At 29.8% G+C, this 18612-nt stretch carries 18 protein-coding genes; 1 reads left to right on the top strand and 17 read right to left on the bottom strand.

What is annotated here, in order from left to right; translation table 11 throughout:
• Positions 1-13: 13 nt before the first annotated feature.
• From J1C67_RS17310 to J1C67_RS17335, 6 genes are all read right to left on the bottom strand, one after another.
• A complete protein-coding gene (locus J1C67_RS17310; RefSeq protein ID WP_167865527.1) occupies positions 14-550 on the bottom strand; it encodes an ATPase in 537 nt (178 codons plus the stop codon).
• Between the two features lie 15 nt (positions 551-565).
• Entirely contained in the window at positions 566-1045 is a 480-nt protein-coding gene (gene coaD / locus J1C67_RS17315; RefSeq protein WP_089967899.1) for a pantetheine-phosphate adenylyltransferase, read from the bottom strand.
• 20 nt (positions 1046-1065) lie between these two features.
• Entirely contained in the window at positions 1066-1617 is a 552-nt protein-coding gene (gene rsmD, locus J1C67_RS17320; protein ID WP_167865526.1) for a 16S rRNA (guanine(966)-N(2))-methyltransferase RsmD, read from the bottom strand.
• Positions 1618-1683: 66 nt separating this feature from the next.
• Positions 1684-3714 carry an ATP-dependent DNA helicase RecG gene (recG, locus tag J1C67_RS17325; RefSeq protein ID WP_167865525.1) on the bottom strand — a complete coding sequence of 677 codons (2031 nt, stop codon included), beginning with the start codon at positions 3712-3714 and terminating at the stop codon, positions 1684-1686.
• Positions 3715-3848: 134 nt separating this feature from the next.
• A complete protein-coding gene (locus J1C67_RS17330; protein WP_167865524.1) occupies positions 3849-5492 on the bottom strand; it encodes a DAK2 domain-containing protein in 1644 nt (547 codons plus the stop codon).
• A gap of 11 nt (positions 5493-5503) precedes the next feature.
• A complete protein-coding gene (locus J1C67_RS17335) occupies positions 5504-5854 on the bottom strand; it encodes an Asp23/Gls24 family envelope stress response protein (RefSeq protein ID WP_089967911.1) in 351 nt (116 codons plus the stop codon).
• A gap of 400 nt (positions 5855-6254) precedes the next feature.
• Here J1C67_RS17335 and rpmB point away from each other — a divergent pair, with 400 nt between their 5' ends.
• Entirely contained in the window at positions 6255-6446 is a 192-nt protein-coding gene (gene rpmB, locus J1C67_RS17340) for a 50S ribosomal protein L28 (RefSeq protein ID WP_089967912.1), read from the top strand.
• Between the two features lie 296 nt (positions 6447-6742).
• Here the strand turns inward: rpmB and J1C67_RS17345 are convergent, their stop codons facing one another.
• The 11 genes from J1C67_RS17345 to priA form a co-directional block, all read right to left on the bottom strand.
• Positions 6743-7378: a thiamine diphosphokinase gene (locus tag J1C67_RS17345; RefSeq protein ID WP_167865523.1), complete on the bottom strand. Its 636-nt coding sequence runs from the start codon at positions 7376-7378 to the stop codon at positions 6743-6745.
• A gap of 3 nt (positions 7379-7381) precedes the next feature.
• Complete coding sequence (gene rpe / locus J1C67_RS17350; protein WP_167865522.1) at positions 7382-8029, bottom strand: ribulose-phosphate 3-epimerase; 648 nt, start codon at positions 8027-8029, stop codon at positions 7382-7384.
• Entirely contained in the window at positions 8023-8892 is an 870-nt protein-coding gene (rsgA, locus tag J1C67_RS17355) for a ribosome small subunit-dependent GTPase A (protein WP_167865521.1), read from the bottom strand. Before rsgA ends, rpe begins: the two co-directional genes overlap by 7 nt.
• A 182-nt stretch (positions 8893-9074) precedes the next feature.
• Complete coding sequence (gene pknB / locus J1C67_RS17360) at positions 9075-11090, bottom strand: Stk1 family PASTA domain-containing Ser/Thr kinase (RefSeq protein ID WP_167865520.1); 2016 nt, start codon at positions 11088-11090, stop codon at positions 9075-9077.
• Position 11091: 1 nt separating this feature from the next.
• On the bottom strand, positions 11092-11811 hold the full coding sequence (locus J1C67_RS17365; protein ID WP_089967925.1) for a Stp1/IreP family PP2C-type Ser/Thr phosphatase: 720 nt from the start codon (positions 11809-11811) through the stop codon (positions 11092-11094).
• Between the two features lie 15 nt (positions 11812-11826).
• Positions 11827-12858, bottom strand: a complete 1032-nt coding sequence (rlmN, locus tag J1C67_RS17370; protein WP_167865519.1) for a dual-specificity RNA methyltransferase RlmN — start codon at positions 12856-12858, stop codon at positions 11827-11829.
• 8 nt (positions 12859-12866) lie between these two features.
• The gene (gene rsmB, locus J1C67_RS17375; RefSeq protein WP_089967929.1) at positions 12867-14186 is read right to left on the bottom strand and encodes a 16S rRNA (cytosine(967)-C(5))-methyltransferase RsmB; all 1320 of its coding nucleotides are present in this window, start codon (positions 14184-14186) and stop codon (positions 12867-12869) included.
• A gap of 23 nt (positions 14187-14209) precedes the next feature.
• Positions 14210-14890: a zinc metallopeptidase gene (locus tag J1C67_RS17380; RefSeq protein ID WP_089967932.1), complete on the bottom strand. Its 681-nt coding sequence runs from the start codon at positions 14888-14890 to the stop codon at positions 14210-14212.
• Positions 14891-14912: 22 nt separating this feature from the next.
• Positions 14913-15839, bottom strand: coding sequence for a methionyl-tRNA formyltransferase (gene fmt, locus J1C67_RS17385; protein WP_167865518.1), 927 nt, complete (start codon positions 15837-15839; stop codon positions 14913-14915).
• 84 nt (positions 15840-15923) lie between these two features.
• Entirely contained in the window at positions 15924-16367 is a 444-nt protein-coding gene (gene def / locus J1C67_RS17390; RefSeq protein WP_167865517.1) for a peptide deformylase, read from the bottom strand.
• 11 nt (positions 16368-16378) lie between these two features.
• Positions 16379-18580 carry a primosomal protein N' gene (priA, locus tag J1C67_RS17395; RefSeq protein ID WP_167865516.1) on the bottom strand — a complete coding sequence of 734 codons (2202 nt, stop codon included), beginning with the start codon at positions 18578-18580 and terminating at the stop codon, positions 16379-16381.
• Positions 18581-18612: the final 32 nt, after the last annotated feature.

Below are 18612 nucleotides of genomic sequence, written 5' to 3' on the forward strand. Positions count from 1 at the left end.
ACACTTTAAGAAATTACATATTTCTTAATTCAGCTATATTTTCTTTTATTGTTGTACTTGCATTAGACATATTTTCGTCAATTTCTTTTGCAACTACTTCAAATGATTTTTGCATTAGTTGTATTAACTTACTCTTTTTATCTTCTAACTCTTTATCTAATTCCGATAAAATTTCATTTGAATATTCTCTAGACCCTATTCTTATAGCCTTAGCATCACGTTGTGCTAGTGCTAGAATTTCAGTTCCTCGTATTTTAGCTTCTTTTACAATATCATGATTCTCCACATTATGCTTCATCATTTTAACAGTTTCTTTTTTAACTGTTTCATATTCTTTTTGGGCATCTCCTAGGATTCTATCCTTTTCATTCATAACCCATTGAGCCTTTTTAAATTGATCTGGAAGATAGTTTATTATTTGGTCTATAACTTCATTAAATTCTTTTTTATCTACCATAGATTTACCTGTAATAGGAACCTTTGGTGCGCTTTCAATAATATCCTGTAAGTACTCTAAAAGTTCCACTATATTAACTTCTAGTTTATCCACAAAACTCAACCCCTTTTAATTATTAATTCTATTTTCTATATTTGGAATTATTATATCTGGTACTAATCCTTTTATACATCCTCCAAATTTAGCTACTTGCTTAACTGATGATGAGCTTAAATATGAACATTCAGCTGCAGTCATCATAAAAACAGTTTCTATATGTGGATCTAATTTTGAATTCATTAAAGCCATTTGGAACTCATATTCAAAATCAGATACTGCTCTAAGTCCTTTTAAAATCACATTTGAATTATTCATTTTCGCAAAATCAACTAGTAACCCTTCAAAACTGACTACTTCTACATTATGAATATCTTCAGTAACCATTTTTATTAGTTTTACTCTTTCTTCAATATCAAATAGTCCTTTTTTTTCCACATTTATTAAAACTGCTACAATTAACTTATCAAAAGCCTTTGATCCTCTTTTAATTATATCTAAATGTCCATTTGTTATAGGATCAAAACTTCCAGGATAAATAGCTATTCTCATACTTTCCTCCAAAAACAATTTTAGTTATACTTATAAAAACATACTGTTGTATTTCCATATTTTCTACTTTGAGTTAAAGTAATATTTTCATAACCTTCATATATTTCTTCAATAGTATCAATTTTAGTTACTATTAATCCATTTTTTTGAAGCAAGTTATTTTCTTTAACAATTTTTAGAGCCTCAGGTATCATTTCTTTACAATATGGTGGGTCTATAAATATCAAATCAAATATTTTCCCCTTTTTAGCAAGACTTCGTAGAGCCTCATAAGAATCCATATTTAAAGGAAAACAAAACTCTGAAAACTTTAAGTTCTCTACATTTTCCTTCAACAAAGGAAATGTTATCGGACTTTTATCTACTAAATAAACTTCCTTCGCACCTCTACTTGCAGCTTCTAATCCAAGGCTTCCTGTTCCTGCAAAAACATCTATAACAACAGCATCAGGAATATATCCTAATATCATACTAAACATAGCTTCCTTAACTCTATCTAATGTTGGTCTTGTTTCCATAGTTGCAGGAGGTATTAATTTACGTCCCCTTGCTTTTCCAGATATTATTCTCATTTTCGTTACTCCTTATAGGTACTATTATTTTAATTTTAACATAATCTTTATATTTATACAATTTTTTTAGTTGAAGCAGATATATCGACTCCACCTCTCTATTGACTTCTCTATATCACTACATGTTTTCATATGCATAGGTTCTTTAGATCCTAGAAGAATCCGTGCTTCCCCTCTTGCGCATTTTAATATTTCTGTATCCTCATATATATCCGCAAGCAATAAACCTGCATCTCCGCTTTGTCTAAGTCCAAATACTTCTCCAGAACCTCTTAGTTTTAAATCTTGCTCTGAAATATAAAATCCATCTGTAGATTCTGTCATTATTTCCATTCTTTTTTTAGTAGTATTGCTCCTAGCATTTCCAAGCAATACACAATAAGAAGCATACTCGCCTCTTCCAACCCGACCTCTAAGTTGATGTAACTGTGCAAGTCCAAATCTTTCTGCATTTTCAATAATCATTATAGATGCGTTTGGAACATTAACTCCAACTTCTATTACTGTAGTTGAAATCAAAACTTTAGTCTTATCTTCTTTAAAAGCAGTTATTATTTCAGCTTTTTCCTTAGGTTTCATTTTCCCATGAAGTATTTCTATAGAAGTATCTCTAAATATTCCATCTTTTAATTCATCGTATAATTTTTCTACTGAGTTTAAATCCATTTTTTCATTTTCTTCAATTAGCGGACAAACAATATAAACCTGTCTCCCCAGTCCAACTTCTTCTAAAGCTAAGTCATAAGCCTTATTTCTATCTCTATCCACAAAGAACTTTGTATCAATTTTTTTTCTTCCAGGTGGCAACTCATCTATTATTGAAACATCTAAATCTGAATATATATAAAGAGCTAAAGTTCTCGGAATTGGAGTAGCTGACATAACAATTACATCTGGTCTTCTACCTTTATTAATTAATTTACTTCTTTGTTCTACTCCAAATCTATGTTGCTCATCAGTAATAACTAAACCTAAATTACTAAATTGTACATCTTCTTGAATAAGAGCATGAGTTCCAATTACAATAATTACCTCTTCACTTGATATTCTTTCTTTTATCCTCTTTTTTTCTTTCGCAGTTGTACTTCCAGTTAACAATTCAATTGCTATGTTAAATGGTTCAAAGAGTTTTTTTGCCTCTAAATAATGTTGATTCGCTAATATTTCTGTTGGAACCATTAGTGATGCTTGATAACCATTTTTTATAACGTTAAACATTGCAATTAATGCAACTATTGTTTTCCCACTACCTACATCTCCTTGAACTAACCTATTCATTGGATATGGGCTTCTTTGATCATTTAATATTTCTCTAACTACCTTTGTTTGTGCATTTGTTAAATTAAATGGTAGCGATAACTTTAAATCGGTTAATTCATCTACAAGTTTAAACCTTATTCCATCATTACTTCTAACCTTGTTTTTTAGTAATAATAATTTCATAGAGTATGTAAATAATTCTTGAAACTTTAGTCTTACTACAGCATTTTCAAGTTCAACTTTTCCCTTTGGAAAATGAATACTTCTTATAGCTTCATCTAATCCTATTAAATTATATTTCTCTATTAACTCTTTAGGTAAATTATCATTTATTATTACATCAGCCATAACTTGATTTATAAGCTTAATCAATATTTTATCTGATAAATCGCCTTTAAGTGAATACCTAGGAATAATTTCACTGGACTTTGCCTGAGCACAACCTATAATTGGATTAATAATTTCTAATCTATTCCCTATTTTTTTAAACTTACCAACTAAATCATAATTTTGCCCTACTTTATAAGAATTTTTAATAAATCGTTGATTAAACCACTTTCCCTCAACTATATGTCCATCATATTCAAACTTTATCCCACTAATATATTTCCCAGTTCTAGTTCTAATATCATTATCAAAACCCTTTACCCTGCATGATAATATTTGTTTTTCTTCTCCATCTATTTCTTCAAAGGCTATATTAGCCCTTATGAATTCATAATCTCTTGGAAAATATAAAAGCAAATCTAATATAGTAAATATCCCACACTTATTAAGTTTTTCATTTAACTTTGGCCCTACACCCTTTAATGAAGATATTTCTATTGAAACTTGCATCTTTTCACCTCTAAAACTTTATTTTATAAATATTAAAGCACAAGCAACACTTTATGTAAATAAAGTAATTACTTGTGCTTTGTAAATTTAAATTAACTTTCAAATCTTTATATTGGCTTGTTTTTGAAAATCACTTATTCTACTGACATTATGAAATAATAAAGTGGTTGTTCTCCACTATAACATTGAACATCAGCATTTCCATATTTATCTTCTAATCGCTTAATTAAATCATCTAATTTATCTTTTTCAACATCGATGCCATAAAATATTGTAATAAGTTCGCTATCTTCATCCACCATAGCCTCTAATATTTCTTCAGCAACTATGCAATAATCTTCTCCAACCTTTTTAATTTTGCCCTCAATTAACCCAAGCATATTGCCTTCTTTTATTTCGATATTATCAATTTCAGTATCTCTTACTGCATAAGTAACAGAACCTGTCTTTACCACTTCTATAGCTTCTTTTAATGCCTTTTCATTTGAATCTACGTCTTCTTCATGATTAAACATTGTAATAGCTGTAATACCTTGTGGTATTGTTGTAGTCTTAATTACTCTAACATCTTTTTCTGAAATTTCAGCTGCTTGAGTTGCTGCCATAATTATATTTTTGTTATTAGGTAATATGAATATATGCTTAGCATTTAATTTTGAAATGCATTCTATCATATCTTGTGTTGAAGGATTCATAGTTTGACCACCTTCAATTACATAATCCACACCTAAATCTTTGAATATATTAGTAATTCCATTACCCATTGCTACTGAAATGAATGCAAATTCTTTTTCTTCTTCTTCTGCCTCTTCTTCATCTCTAGCAACTTCTGAATTACCGTAAGCTCCTGCATTTAAAAGTTCTCTATGTTCTTCTCTCATATTATCAATTTTAATTTTTGATAATTCTCCAATTTGAACTGCTTTTGCCAGTACTGTTCCAGGATCATTTGTGTGAATATGTACTTTAATTACATCTTCATATCCTACTACTATGCAAGAATCTCCAAGCTTTTCTATATCCTTTTGGAAATTTTTAGCTTTTGAAGCATCTCCTAGAACTATAAATTCTGTGCAATAACCAAATGTAATGTCTATTTCTTCAGTTCCTTGTGCACGTACCCCACCAGCTTCAGCTGGTTTTATATCTTTAAGTTCTGCTTTTATACCATCTCTTAAAGCTTCATGCATACCTTTAAATATTATATACAATCCCATACCACCTGAATCTACTACTTTTGCCTTTTTAAGTGCTGGTAGCAATTCTGGTGTTTTATCAAGCATAATTTTAGAATCTAAAACTACAGTATTTAAGAAATCAACAACATCATCCGATTTTGTACCTGCAGCACCTTCTGCAGCTGCTCTAATTACTGACAATATAGTTCCCTCTGTTGGTCTCATAACAGCTTTATACGCTGCCTTACTACCTTCTTGAATCGCAATTGCCAATTCTTGTGATGTAACTTCTTCTTTTTCTTCTAAGCCCTTTGCTATACCTCTTAATATTTGTGAAAGAATAACTCCTGAATTTCCTCTAGCACCCATTAAAGCACCTTTTGCAAGCTTCTTTGAAGTCTCCCCTATTGATTTTGAGTTTAAGTTTTCTATTTCTTTTACAGCTGCTTTAAATGTCATTGACATGTTAGTCCCTGTATCTCCATCTGGGACTGGAAATACATTTAATGCATTAACATAATCGCTTTGCTCTAATAATCTATTACTACCGTTAACAACCATATTATAAAAATCATGGCCGTTTATTTTTTGATATTTCATCCTTTTACCTCCTAGACTCTAACAGCTTGAACATTTACTGTAACAGATGAAACTTTTAATCCAGTAAAGTTCTCTACGCTATAACGGACCTTTTTTATTATGTTGTTAGCTATTACTGAAATTTTTGTTCCGTATTCTACCATAATAAATAATTCTATTACTAATTTATCGTCTTCATTAAAATTTAATTTAACACCTTTGCTCAAATTCTCTATTCTCATTATTTCCCATAAACCTTCTGTAGCATTCTTAGAAACCATTCCTACTACACCATAGCATTCCATGGTTGAAAGCCCAACTATTTTTCCTAGTACCTCTTCTGAATAATGTATTGTACCAAGGTCATTTGAATATCCTAACATATAGAATCCTCCTTATAAATTTCCTTATATTATATTTTATATTACTTACAGATAATATTCAAGTAAATATTATAATGCTTATTTCAGTATTTTATTAAAAGAGATGAAAAAAATAACAAGCCAAACATTCTGTAGATATTTTTCCATTACGAGAAGGACCATAAAATTCACATAATGATCCTATTTAAAAGTCTATTTTAATTAATAATAATATAAAATAGACAATAATCCGACTATTTTTTTTGAATATCTCTAATCATACCTACAAATAAATATACCTATAAACATAGTATGTACAATAAAAAAAATATTTTGCTTGCAAATTCAACCCTTTATATGATAAACTCTAATCTGTCCTATTGAAGAGAAATTATATTCATAAATAAGGAGGTGTTTTCAAGTGGCAAGAAGATGCGAGATTTGTGATAAAGGCGTTGTTGCTGGTGTTCAGTACAGTCATTCACATCGTCAATCAAAAAGAACTTGGGCTCCTAACATAAAAAGAGTAAAAGCTTTAGTTAACGGAACACCAAAAACGGTTCATACATGTACAAGATGCCTTAGATCCGGTAAGGTTCAAAGAGCAATATAAGTTACAATAAAAAATGCAATTGATTTAATCAATTGCATTTTTTATTTTTTCTTCTTTTTTCTTTTTTCCTATGTATTATTTTTTTCTTCTAAAAAACTTTATAAAATTTGAGATAAATCTAGGTAATTTAATTGCAAAAATCTTCATTAACAATCCCTCCTTACTACTAATAATTTCTAGATCTTCTTAGTATTTTATTTTAAATATGTAATATTAAAAATAAAAAAATCACCAAATCTCTTTATACTTATTGTATGCAGTATAATTAGATCTGGTGATTATTATTTTTATTTTTTTTAATCCCTTGTATGTAAAACCATTAAGATGCCTTCTTCAAAGGAAATTTCTATTGATTTCTCTAAAAATTCATTAGATGTAGTTATGGATTCTCCTATTTTTAAATCATAATTACTTAATTCATATTTGGCACCTTTAATATTTAAGGATTTCACAGTTTGAAAATATGCTTGAAAAGATATAATATCTCCAAAGTGTCCAGTAAATTTAGTATTTTTATTAATTAAATATATTTTATTATTATCATCAACTATTTTAGCATTAACCTTTAATTCTAAAGCCTTTAATAATAACCCTATATTCCCTAATGTATGATCATATCTAGATCCTGTAACTCCCATCATTATGATTTCAGTTGCACCCTTGTCTAAAGCTAACTTAAATGCTAATTCTGTATCTGTATAATCTTTTTCTTTTTTATACTTAAATTTACAAACATTCATTTCTTCTAGTTTTTTTATAGTTTCTTTAGATGCCGAATCAAAGTCTCCTATTATGTAGCTTGGCACTACACCATACTTTAAAAGCACCTCACAGCCTCTGTCAGCTCCAATTATAAGTTCAGAGTCAACTATGTGCTCTAATAATAATTCTTCCGAAGGAGCTCTTCCTCCAGATACAATTAACGCCTTCATTTTTTATGCCCCTCTTAATGCCTTAATATTTTCTTCTAATTTACCATCTCCAAATATTGCAGAGCCTGCAACTATAACATTTGCGCCAGACTTTATAACTTCTGAAATGTTGCTTCTATCTACTCCCCCATCTACTTGTATTAATAAATCCTTATTAGCTTCTTTGCTCATTTCCTTAACTTCCTTAATTTTATCTAAGGCATAAGGAATAAATTTTTGTCCTCCAAATCCTGGGTTAACAGACATTATTAAAACCATATCTAATTTATTTATAATATTTTTTAAAACTATTGTAGGCGTTCCAGGATTTAATGCTACTCCAACCTTAACTCCTTTGGATTTTATATATTCTATAGCTCTATCTATATGATTTTCGGCTTCATAATGTATAGTTATTATATCTGCCCCTGCAGATATAAATTCATCTATATAATTCGAAGGGTTATTTATCATTAAGTGAACATCAAACACCTTTTTTGTCTTATTTCTTATTGCTTTAATTATAGGCATACCAAATGATATATTAGGAACAAAAGATCCATCCATTACATCTATATGAATAAAATCTGCTCCTGCCTTATCTACCTTTTCTATATCTTCTCCTAATTTCGAAAAATCTGCTGATAAAATTGATGGTGATATTTTTACCATTTATTCTTCCTCCTATCTATAATTTCTTCTAGAGTTCTTATATAAAATTTATATCTAAATTCATTTATTTTTCCTTCTTCTATTGCATTTTTCACAGCACAATGTGGTTCTTTATTGTGAAGGCATCCTCTATATTTACACTTACTATTATACTCTTTAAACTCTGGGAAACAATATCTTAGATCTTCCTCTTCCATAAATGTTATTTCTAGATTTGAAAATCCTGGAGTATCTACTAAATACCCTTCTCCCATTTCAATTAATTCACTATGCCTTGTTGTATGTTTCCCTCTACCAATTTTATTAGAAACAACTCCAGTTTCCATATGTTCTTTAGCTAAGAGCGTATTTATCAAAGTTGATTTACCAGCCCCTGAAGGCCCACATAACACTGTTATATTATCTTCTAATCTTTCCTTTAATAATTCTATACCTTCCCCTTTTTTAGCATTAATATATAATACTTCATAACCAATATCATTAATTTTTTTCTTTACTTCCTCTTTTTCTCCCTCTGTTACTAAATCCACCTTGTTTAAGCAAACAATAGCTTCCATTTTATTGTGCTCACAAAGAATTAAAAATCTATTTAAAAGATCAAAATTAATATCAGGGCTTTTAATTGCAAAAACAACAAAGGCTATAGTTACATTAGCAACTGTTGGTCTTATAAGTTCTGAAGATCTTTCAAAAATTTCTTCAATTACCCCCTTACCTCTATCAACCTCTATTTCTACGTTATCGCCTACCATAGGTACAATATCTTTATGTCTAAATATTCCACGCGCTTTACATTCTATTAATCCATCTTCAGTTTTTACGTAATAAAACCCGCCAATTCCTTTAATAATTTTTCCTTTCATAATACCTCCAAATATTTTATTCTCCTTACTTATAATAAACAGATTTCACCAAAAAATGCAATAAAAAAAACATTTTTTTGAAATATACCTAAAGTGAAAGAGAGCAAATTATATTTGCCCTCTTAATTTTTACCCACATTAATGAAAATTTAATCTTTTCATTCCTATTAGTTATTATTTACTTAAGGTTGAGTAGGTTTATTTGGATTATCCTGTTTATTTGGATTATCCGGTTTAGGTTTTTCCTGTTTAGGTTTTTCTGTGCTTAATGTTATTGTCGCCCCCGCTTCTGCCTTAGCTGGGTTATACCCACTCACTATATCATTGGCTTCATCAACTCCACCATTAGCAAATACAACCTTAAGACCCTTACCTTCTAATATACTCCTAGCTTCTGATACTTTTTTACCCGTAATCCCTAATTCATCTAAATTAATTAACACAATAGGTTTTACATATTTACCTACAGAAATAGTTATAGCAGTACCTGCTTCAACCTTTTTATCAGATATAGATTGTTCAAGTACTATACCATTTTCATTTTCCCTATCTGTATCCTTTTCTTTTATCTCCACTGATAATTTCAAGCCTTCAAGCTTTGACTTTGCATCACTTGCGCTTTTTTTAATTACATTTGGGACATCAACCAATTTCTTTTCTGCTCCTCTACTTACAACTAGATTAACAGCCGTATCTTCTGTAACTTCTGTTTTAAGTTTTGGATCTTGGCTAATTACTAATCCATAAGGAATACTCTCACTAAATTCTTCTGTTTTTTTAACATTTGTAATACCCATATCTTTTAATCTTTTTATAGCCTCATTAAATTCTACTTCTCTAAGATCTATCATCTTAAGTTTTTCAATTCCAGCTGATACCATTACTTTCACTTTAGTTTTTTCTTTAACTACAGTTCCAACCTTAGGGTCAATTTCAACAATTGCACCTTCTGGCTTATCACTTTTCTTTGACCCAACTTCTTCAACTTCTAACTTAACCTTTTCTAATATAACTTTAGCTTCTTCCACAGTCTTCCCGCTAATTTCTGGAACCTTAACATCTTTCACCTTTGTGACTCCAGTAGCTATCTTAAGCCCAGTTGCTACTAATCCTACTAAAATTAATACACCTACAATTGCAATTATAATTTTTTTAGCTACATTGCTACCTTTTTTCTTTTTCTTTACTTTCTTTTCTTCATAATCATCATCTTCTTCTTCGTCTTCTTCATCTTCGTAGGCTTCATCTTCATCTTCATCTTCATAGTAATCCTCTTCTAATTTCGACATATTATTTTTCTTATTAGTATCAAGGCTTACTGGTGACATAACTATTGTATACTGATTATCCTGTATAGGTTTATCACTTATTATTATATCTGGATTTTGTTGTATCTTCTGAAGATCTTGAATAATATCTTTTGCACTTTGATATCTTTTAACAGCTTCTTTTTCCATAGCTTTTAAAATTAGTTTATTCAAACTATCTGGTATAGCTGAATTAATATTTTTAGGTGCCACAGGTTCTTCTTGTAGATGTTTAAGTGCTACAGTAACAGGTGAATCTCCTTCAAAAGGAAGCTTTCCAGTTACCATTTCATATAAAACTATACCTAAAGAATATATATCAGCTCTACAATCTATATACGTACCCTTTGCTTGCTCTGGTGATAAATAATGTGCAGACCCTATAATACTTGTTGTATTAGTAATTGTTGATGAATCTGTTGATTTTGCTATTCCAAAATCAGTTACTTTAACATCACCATTTTCAGTAATAAGTATATTTTGGGGTTTTATATCTCTATGAATAATATTATTTTTATGTGCGCAATCTAATGCCTTTGCTATTTGTAGTCCTATTTTTATTGCAGTAGCATATCCAAGATTACCATTAAAATTTATAACATCCTTTAATGTTTTTCCATTTACCAGTTCCATAACTATATAATCTATATCATCTTGAGTACCAACATCTAAAATATTAACTATATTAGCATCAGATAAATTAGCTATTGCAGTAGCTTCTTTTTTAAATTTTTGTGATATTTCTTCATTATTAGCAAATTGTTTTCTTAGTATTTTAACTGCAACAAATCTGTTTAACTTATTACATCTAGCTTTATATACTTCAGCCATTCCGCCTTCGCCTATTTTTTCCAATAGCTCATATCTATTGCCAAGTACAATTCCCTTCATACTACACCTCTCCTTCGAATAACATTACTGTTATGTTATCTCTTCCACCTCTACTTTTTGCTACATCAACTAGCTTTTCACAAGCAATATTAATATTATCAGCCTCATTAATTATAGATAAAATATCCTGTTTATTAACTTCGTTTGATAATCCATCTGAACATAGCATTAAAGTTTGGAATTTCCCAAGTTCTATATTAAACACATCTATATCCACCCAATCTTTAGTACCTATAGCTCTAGTTATTACATTTTTTTGTGGATGTTTAGCTGCTTCTTCTTCACTTATCGTACCCAAATCTAAAAGTTCTTGTACTAAAGAATGATCTTTAGTTATTTTCTCAATATTCTTGTTTCTAATACCAAAGCAAGAACTATCACCAACATTTGCGATTTGAATAAATTTATTTGTAATAAGACATGCTGTCAAGGTTGTCCCCATGCCAGTATACTCTTCCTCCTTATGAGAGAAAGAGTATACTTCTTTATTTGCATATAGAACAGCTCTTTTTAGTATTTCTTCTTTATTTTCCTCTGTAAAATTCGCTTCTATATATTCTATTATTTTTTCAGTTGCCATTTTGCTAGCTACTTCACCAGCATTATGACCACCCATACCATCTGCAACAACGTATGCCTTAAATTTTTCATTTTCAACATACTTTGCATAATCTTCATTTAATTCTCTTACTATACCAACATCACTTTTTATACCAGTCATCAATACCCTCTCCCTTTATTTTTGGGTTTCTATATAGCTCCTTCTTAATTGACCACAAGCTGCATTTATATCGCTTCCCATTTCTCTTCTAACTGTAACTTCAATTCCTTCATCCTTAAGTATTGATTCAAAGTCCTCAATTATTTTTTTAGATGGTCTTTTTAGCGTATTTTCTTTTATTTCATTTACAGGAATAAGGTTAACATGACATAACATACCTCTTAGAAGCTTACTTAATGATTTTGCATCATCAGCACTGTCATTAATTCCAGAAACTAATGCATATTCATAAGTTATACGTCTTCCCGTTTTATCTACATAGTATTTACATGCGTCTAGAACCTCTTTAATAGTATATTTATTAGCAACAGGCATAATGTTTTTTCTTATTTCATCACTATATGCATGAAGCGAAATAGCTAGTGTTATGCTTGATTCTTTATCTGCTAATTCATAGATTCTAGGTACTATACCACAGGTCGAAAGAGTAATATGTCTTTGTCCTATATTAAGTCCATAATCTGCATTTACAAGTTCTAAGAACTTAGTTACATTATCATAGTTATCTAAAGGTTCTCCACTTCCCATTAATACTACATTTGAAATTCTTTCCCCTAATTGATTTTGAGCAACTATTATTTGAGCTAAAATTTCTCCACTTGTTAGATTTCTAATTCGACCTTCTAATGTAGATGCACAAAATGTACATCCCATTCTACAGCCTACTTGAGTTGATATACAAATAGAATTTCCATGCTTATATCTCATTATTACGCTTTCAATTAAATTTCCATCTTTAAATCCAAGCAATAATTTTTGTGTACCATCTATGTCTGATTCAAATTTTTCTATTATTTTTGGAATTCCAATATAAAAGTGATTATTTAATTTTTCTCCTATAGATTTAGGGATGTTTTTCATTTCTTCAAAAATCCAAACACCCTTATATATCCAGGAAAAAACTTGTTTAGCTCTAAAAGCACTTTCACCATTATCTTTCATCCAATTTGATAATTCTTCTAAAGTGTAATCCAATATATTTTCCATTATTTCTCCTAATATGACTTTTTAATTTTTGCTACATAGAAGCCATCCATATATTCATTTGGCATTATAGTTAAGCTTCCATCTTTATCATATATAAAGTTATCTTTCTTACCTAAGAATATTTTTTGCACAGTTGCATCACTATGGTTTGATAGGAACCACTTTATATTTTCTTCGTTTTCTTCTTTATTTAGTGTACATGTAGAGTAAACTAATGTCCCACTTGGCTTAAGATATTGCCATGCATTTTCCATAATTTTTCTTTGTATTGGAACTAAATCTTTTAATTGTTGTCTTGTTTTATTCCATTTTATTTCTGGTTTCTTTCTTATTATTCCAAGGCCTGAACACGGAACATCAATAAGGATTTTATCTGCATGACTTATAAATCTAGTATCTAATGTACATGCATCCATTTCCTCTGTTTTAACATTTGTTATTCCAAGTCTAGCTACATTTTCTTCAATTAATGATAATTTATTTTCATATAAATCAAAAGCTAAAACTTCCCCTGTATTTTCAAGCAATTCAGCTATATGAGTAGTTTTTCCACCTGGAGCTGCACATAAATCTAGTACAGTTTCTTCTTCTTGTAAATCTAAAAGTGGAGCTATTAGCATAGCGCTTTCATCTTGTACTGTTATTAGACCTTCTGCAAATAGAGGATTTTTTTCTATTCCGCTACCACCTTTAATTGAAATTGCTTCTGGGCAAGCGTAACCTTCTTCAATTTCATATCCAGCTTCTTCTAATTTTTCATATATATCATCATATTCACCTTTTATGCCATTAATTCTTACAGTAACCTTAGGAGTTGCATTTAAACCACTCATAATTTGCATGGTTTTTTCTTCTCCATATTGTTTTATAAATAATCTTATCATCCAAGGTTGAAGAGAATATTTATAAGCTAACTCATCTATTCTATTTCCTTTTACTGTTATTTCTTTTTCATTTTTTAAATAACTTCTTAGTATTCCATTAACTAATTTTGATCCTTCTAATGAAATATCTTTAGCTTCCTCAACAGCTTCATTTACAGCTGCATATCCCGGAACCTTATCAAGGAAGTGCATTTGATATATTGCAACTCTTAATATATTTACAATTCCATCATCCATTTGTGTCATATCTCTAACGAAATTAGCTATTATAACATCAATTGTTTTTTTTCTTCTTAAAGTACCATATACTATTTCTGTCACTAACGCTTTATCCTTATCTGATAATTCATTGTTATTTAATTCATTTGAAAGAACAATATTTGAATATGCTCCTTCACTTAAAACTCTTTGTATTATTTTTCTTGCTATATTTCTACTATTCATCCTTCATACCTCATTTTCTTTAATTATTCGTTATATCTATTACTTAAAGCTATTAATCTAACTAATTGAGAAATAGCCATCAGTGCTCCTGCTACATATGTCATAGCAGCTGCATCTAATACTTTTTGTGCTCCCTTTACTTCATCACCATATAATATCCCATTAGATTTTAATATTGATAAAGCTCTTGTTGAAGCATTAAACTCAACAGGAAGCGTTACTAATTGATAAATTACTGTTACTGAGAAAAATATTATTCCTATTGTCGTAAGCCCTTTAAAGCTAAACAACACTCCTATAAAAAACAAAATCATAGAAGCTTGACTTCCAATATTTACAACTGGTGCTATTGTTGTTCTAAGTACTAATGGTTTGTAACTTTTCTGATGTTGAATAGCGTGCCCAACCTCATGAGCTGCTACTCCTGCAGATGCAATTGTAGCCCCTGCATAAACCTCTGGCGAGAGTCTAACTACCCTATCCCTTGGATCATAATGGTCCCCAAGTTTTGTATTTGTTCTTTCTATCCTTACATCAAAAAGCCCTGCACCATCTAATATACTTCGTGCAATTTCTGCGCCTGTATTTCCACCTACTGTTCTTATTTTACTATATTTATTATAAGTGCTGTTAATTTTTGTTTGTGCCCAAAATGCAATAAGCATAGCTGGAATTAACAACAAATATGTGGAATCAAAATACATAAAAACATCTCCTTAATATCAATTATATTAATTTAATATTCTCTTTTATAGGTTTTCCATTTATATATTGTTCTATTGTTAGAGGTTTTCCATTTGGAAATTGTACTATTTCTATTAAAAGTATTCCTTCTAAGCAGCTAACCTTAACCCCTTCTTTATCAACTCTAATTATTGTTCCAGGATCTTTATCACTTTGCTCATTTATCACAGTACTCTTATAAATTTTCATTGTTTGATCTTCATAAGTAGTATGTGCAATTGGCCACGGGTTCAATCCTCTAACTAGATTATGAATATCTTTTGCAGAATTATTCCAATTTATTCTTCCTGTTTCCTTATTAAGCATTTTAGCATAAAAAGTTTCTCCATGCTGCTTTTTAGGAATAATAGTTTTATTTACTAATCCTTCTATTGTTTGGACTAATAAATTTCCCCCTGAACTCATTAATAAATCATGAAGTTCTCCAGCTATCATATGTTCTGTAATTTCAACTTGATTTTTAAGAAGCATATCTCCAGTATCAATCCCAAGTCCCATTAACATTGTAGTATTACCAGACACCTTTTCTCCATTTATAATAGCCCAGTTTAAAGGTGCTGCACCTCTATACATAGGTAATAGGGAAGCATGTAAATTTACACATGCATACTTTGGAACATCTAAAATTTCCTGTGTTAATATTTGTCCAAAAGCTACTACAATTATAAAATCTGGATTTAATGATTTAAGTGCTTCTATACATTCTCTATCATCTTTTAATTTTATAGGTTGGTAAACTGGGATATTATATTCTAAGGCTACTTCCTTTACTGGGGAATACGCCATTTTTTTACCTCTACCTTTTGGTTTATCTGGTTGAGTAAAAACTGCACAAACTTCATAGGTTTCTATAAGTTTTTTTAGTGAAGGAACTGAAAATTCTGGGGTTCCCATAAATACTATTTTCAAAATTTTATCCCTCCTTTAGGCATGTTTTTTTAAACAATTGTCAATATACACCTAACTCTAACTATTATTTTTTAAAACACTCTATTACTTTATAAGATCTATAAATAAAGTTCCCTCTAAATGATCATATTCGTGTAATATAGCTCTTGCTAATAATTCTTCAGCTTCTAATATAAATTCTTCGCCTCTTTCATTTAAAGCTTTTACCTTTACATAATTAGCTCTTTCTATATCTTCTAGTTGTCCTGGCACACTAAGACAGCCTTCTTCTCCTAATTGTGAACCCTTTGTTTCTAATATTTCTGGATTTATAAATACTCTAAGTCCTTCATCATCATAAGCATCAATTACAAATATTCTTTTAAGAATTCCAACTTGCACTGCTGCAAGCCCAACGCCATCTGCCTCATACATTGTTTCTGCCATATCTTTTAAAAGCGTAATTATTCTTGAATTTATTTCTTCTACATTCTTACTCTTTTTTCTTAAAACATCGTCTCCATTTTCCCTTATATTTCTAATAGCCATCTTTAGCCCTCCTATGTTAAATTATTTGGATTTATATCTATACTGACTCTTATCTCATTATATACATTTTTATTAAATTCATAAAGCCTATCCTTGATTTTTTTGCAAAATTCTTGGGGTAATTCCCCTTTAAATAGTATTTGCCACCTATAACTATCCTTAATTTTGGTAATAATACAAGGTACTGGTCCTAACATATTAATATAAGTATATTCATTATTTATCTTTTTTAACTCTATTGCTAAGTTTTTCATAAATATTTTAAGCTGTTCTTCATTTTTAGAGGAACCATTAATTAATAATAGTTTACCAAATGGAGGATAACCCATTAGCCCCCTTAATGCAAATTCTTCATTATAAAAACCTTCATAATCATAATTTTTCGCATAAATCAACCCATAATAATCTGGCGTGTAGGTTTGTATAATAACCTTACCTTCTTTTTCGCCTCGTCCTGCTCTTCCTCCAACTTGAGTTATTATTTGAAAAGTTTTTTCAGCTGATCTATAATCTGGTATGTTTATAGATATATCTGCTGCTATAATTCCAACTAAAGTTACATTTGGGAAATCTAACCCCTTTGATATCATTTGAGTACCTATTAATATATCTCCCTCACCATTTTTAAAAGAATTATAGATATTTTCATGAGCATTCTTTCCCCTTGTTGTATCTACATCCATTCTTAAAACCCTGGCCGATGGAAAGTATTTAACTACTTCATCTTGAACCTTTTGTGTTCCAGATCCAAAAAATTTCACATATTTACTTTCACACTTTGGGCAAATTTTAGGTTGCTTTTCAGTTTTACCACAATAATGACAAACTAAAAAACCATTTTTATGGTATGTCATTGAAATATCACAGTTAGGACATTTAAATACATAACCACATCCTCTGCATGAAACAAATGTAGAAAAGCCTCTTCTATTCAAAAACAAAATAATTTGTTCCTTATTTTTCAGAGCTTCATTAACCGAATTATATAGCTCCTTACTAAATATAGACATGTTTCCTGACTTTAATTCATTTCTCATATCTACTATTTGCATTTTTGGCATAGTTTTTTTGTCTACTCTATTATTCAGTTCTATTAATTTCATTTCACCTGAAATAGCTCTATAATAGCTTTCAATAGATGGTGTTGCTGAACCAAAAATAACCTTACAGCCTTTTAGCCTAGATAAAAACTCTGCAACTTCCCTAGTTTGATATTTAGGATTTTGTTCTGATTTATAAGTATTTTCATGCTCTTCATCTATAATAATTAATCCCAGGTTCCTAGCGGGTAAAAACAGTGCACTTCTTGCTCCAACTATTAGTTTAGCATTTCCATCATGAACTCTATGCCATTCATCATGTCTTTCCCCTTCTGATAATCTACTATGAAATAAGGCTACCTCTTTTCCAAAGCGACCTTTAAATCTTTCAATCATCTGTGGAGTTAGTGCTATTTCTGGCACCAAAACAATTGCAGAATTACCGTTCTTAATAGTTTCTTCAACAAGTTTCATATAAACCTCTGTTTTTCCAGATCCTGTAACACCTTTTAATAAATACAGATTATTCTTTGATGCTTTAATTTGTTCTATTGCCATAAATTGCTCATCTGTAAGTTTTTTTTCTCCATAGGCATTATATTCTCTTATATTATACCTATACACTATTTCTTCTTGGCATCCTAAATATTCTTCTTCTATAAGTTTATTAATTTTGTATAAAGACATTTTTTTTTCTTTAGTTAATTCACTTTTAGTAAACTTTCCATCATTAGCTTTTATATAGTTTAATATTTCTCCATACTTTTCTTCTTTATTTTTATCCTGTATGTCTTTAATCCATATAATCACTTTTTTACTTTTATTTTTAGTTCCCTTCAATATCCCTTGTGGTATCAAAAGTCTTATTGCATCTATATACTTACATAAATAAGTATCTCTTAGAAATTCAATTAGGCTTAAATCATCACTAGTTAATACAGGCTCTATAAAACTAATTTTTTTAACTTTTTTAATTCTCATACCTTTTATATCATCCTCATATTTTAAACCTAATACAAAGCCGTCTGTTAATGTATTTCGAACTCCAAAAGGTACTTTGACTAATTGTCCTTGCCTTATATCGTTTTTAAATTCTTCGCCTACCTCATAAGTGAATGGTTTATCTATATCTAATACATCACTATTTACTATTATTTCTGCATATGTTTTCAAATTTATCACACCTTTTATTTAGGTATCTTCCC

Source organism: Clostridium gasigenes, from assembly GCF_017348895.1.
In the GTDB taxonomy this organism is placed as follows: Bacteria; Bacillota; Clostridia; order Clostridiales; family Clostridiaceae; genus Clostridium; species Clostridium gasigenes.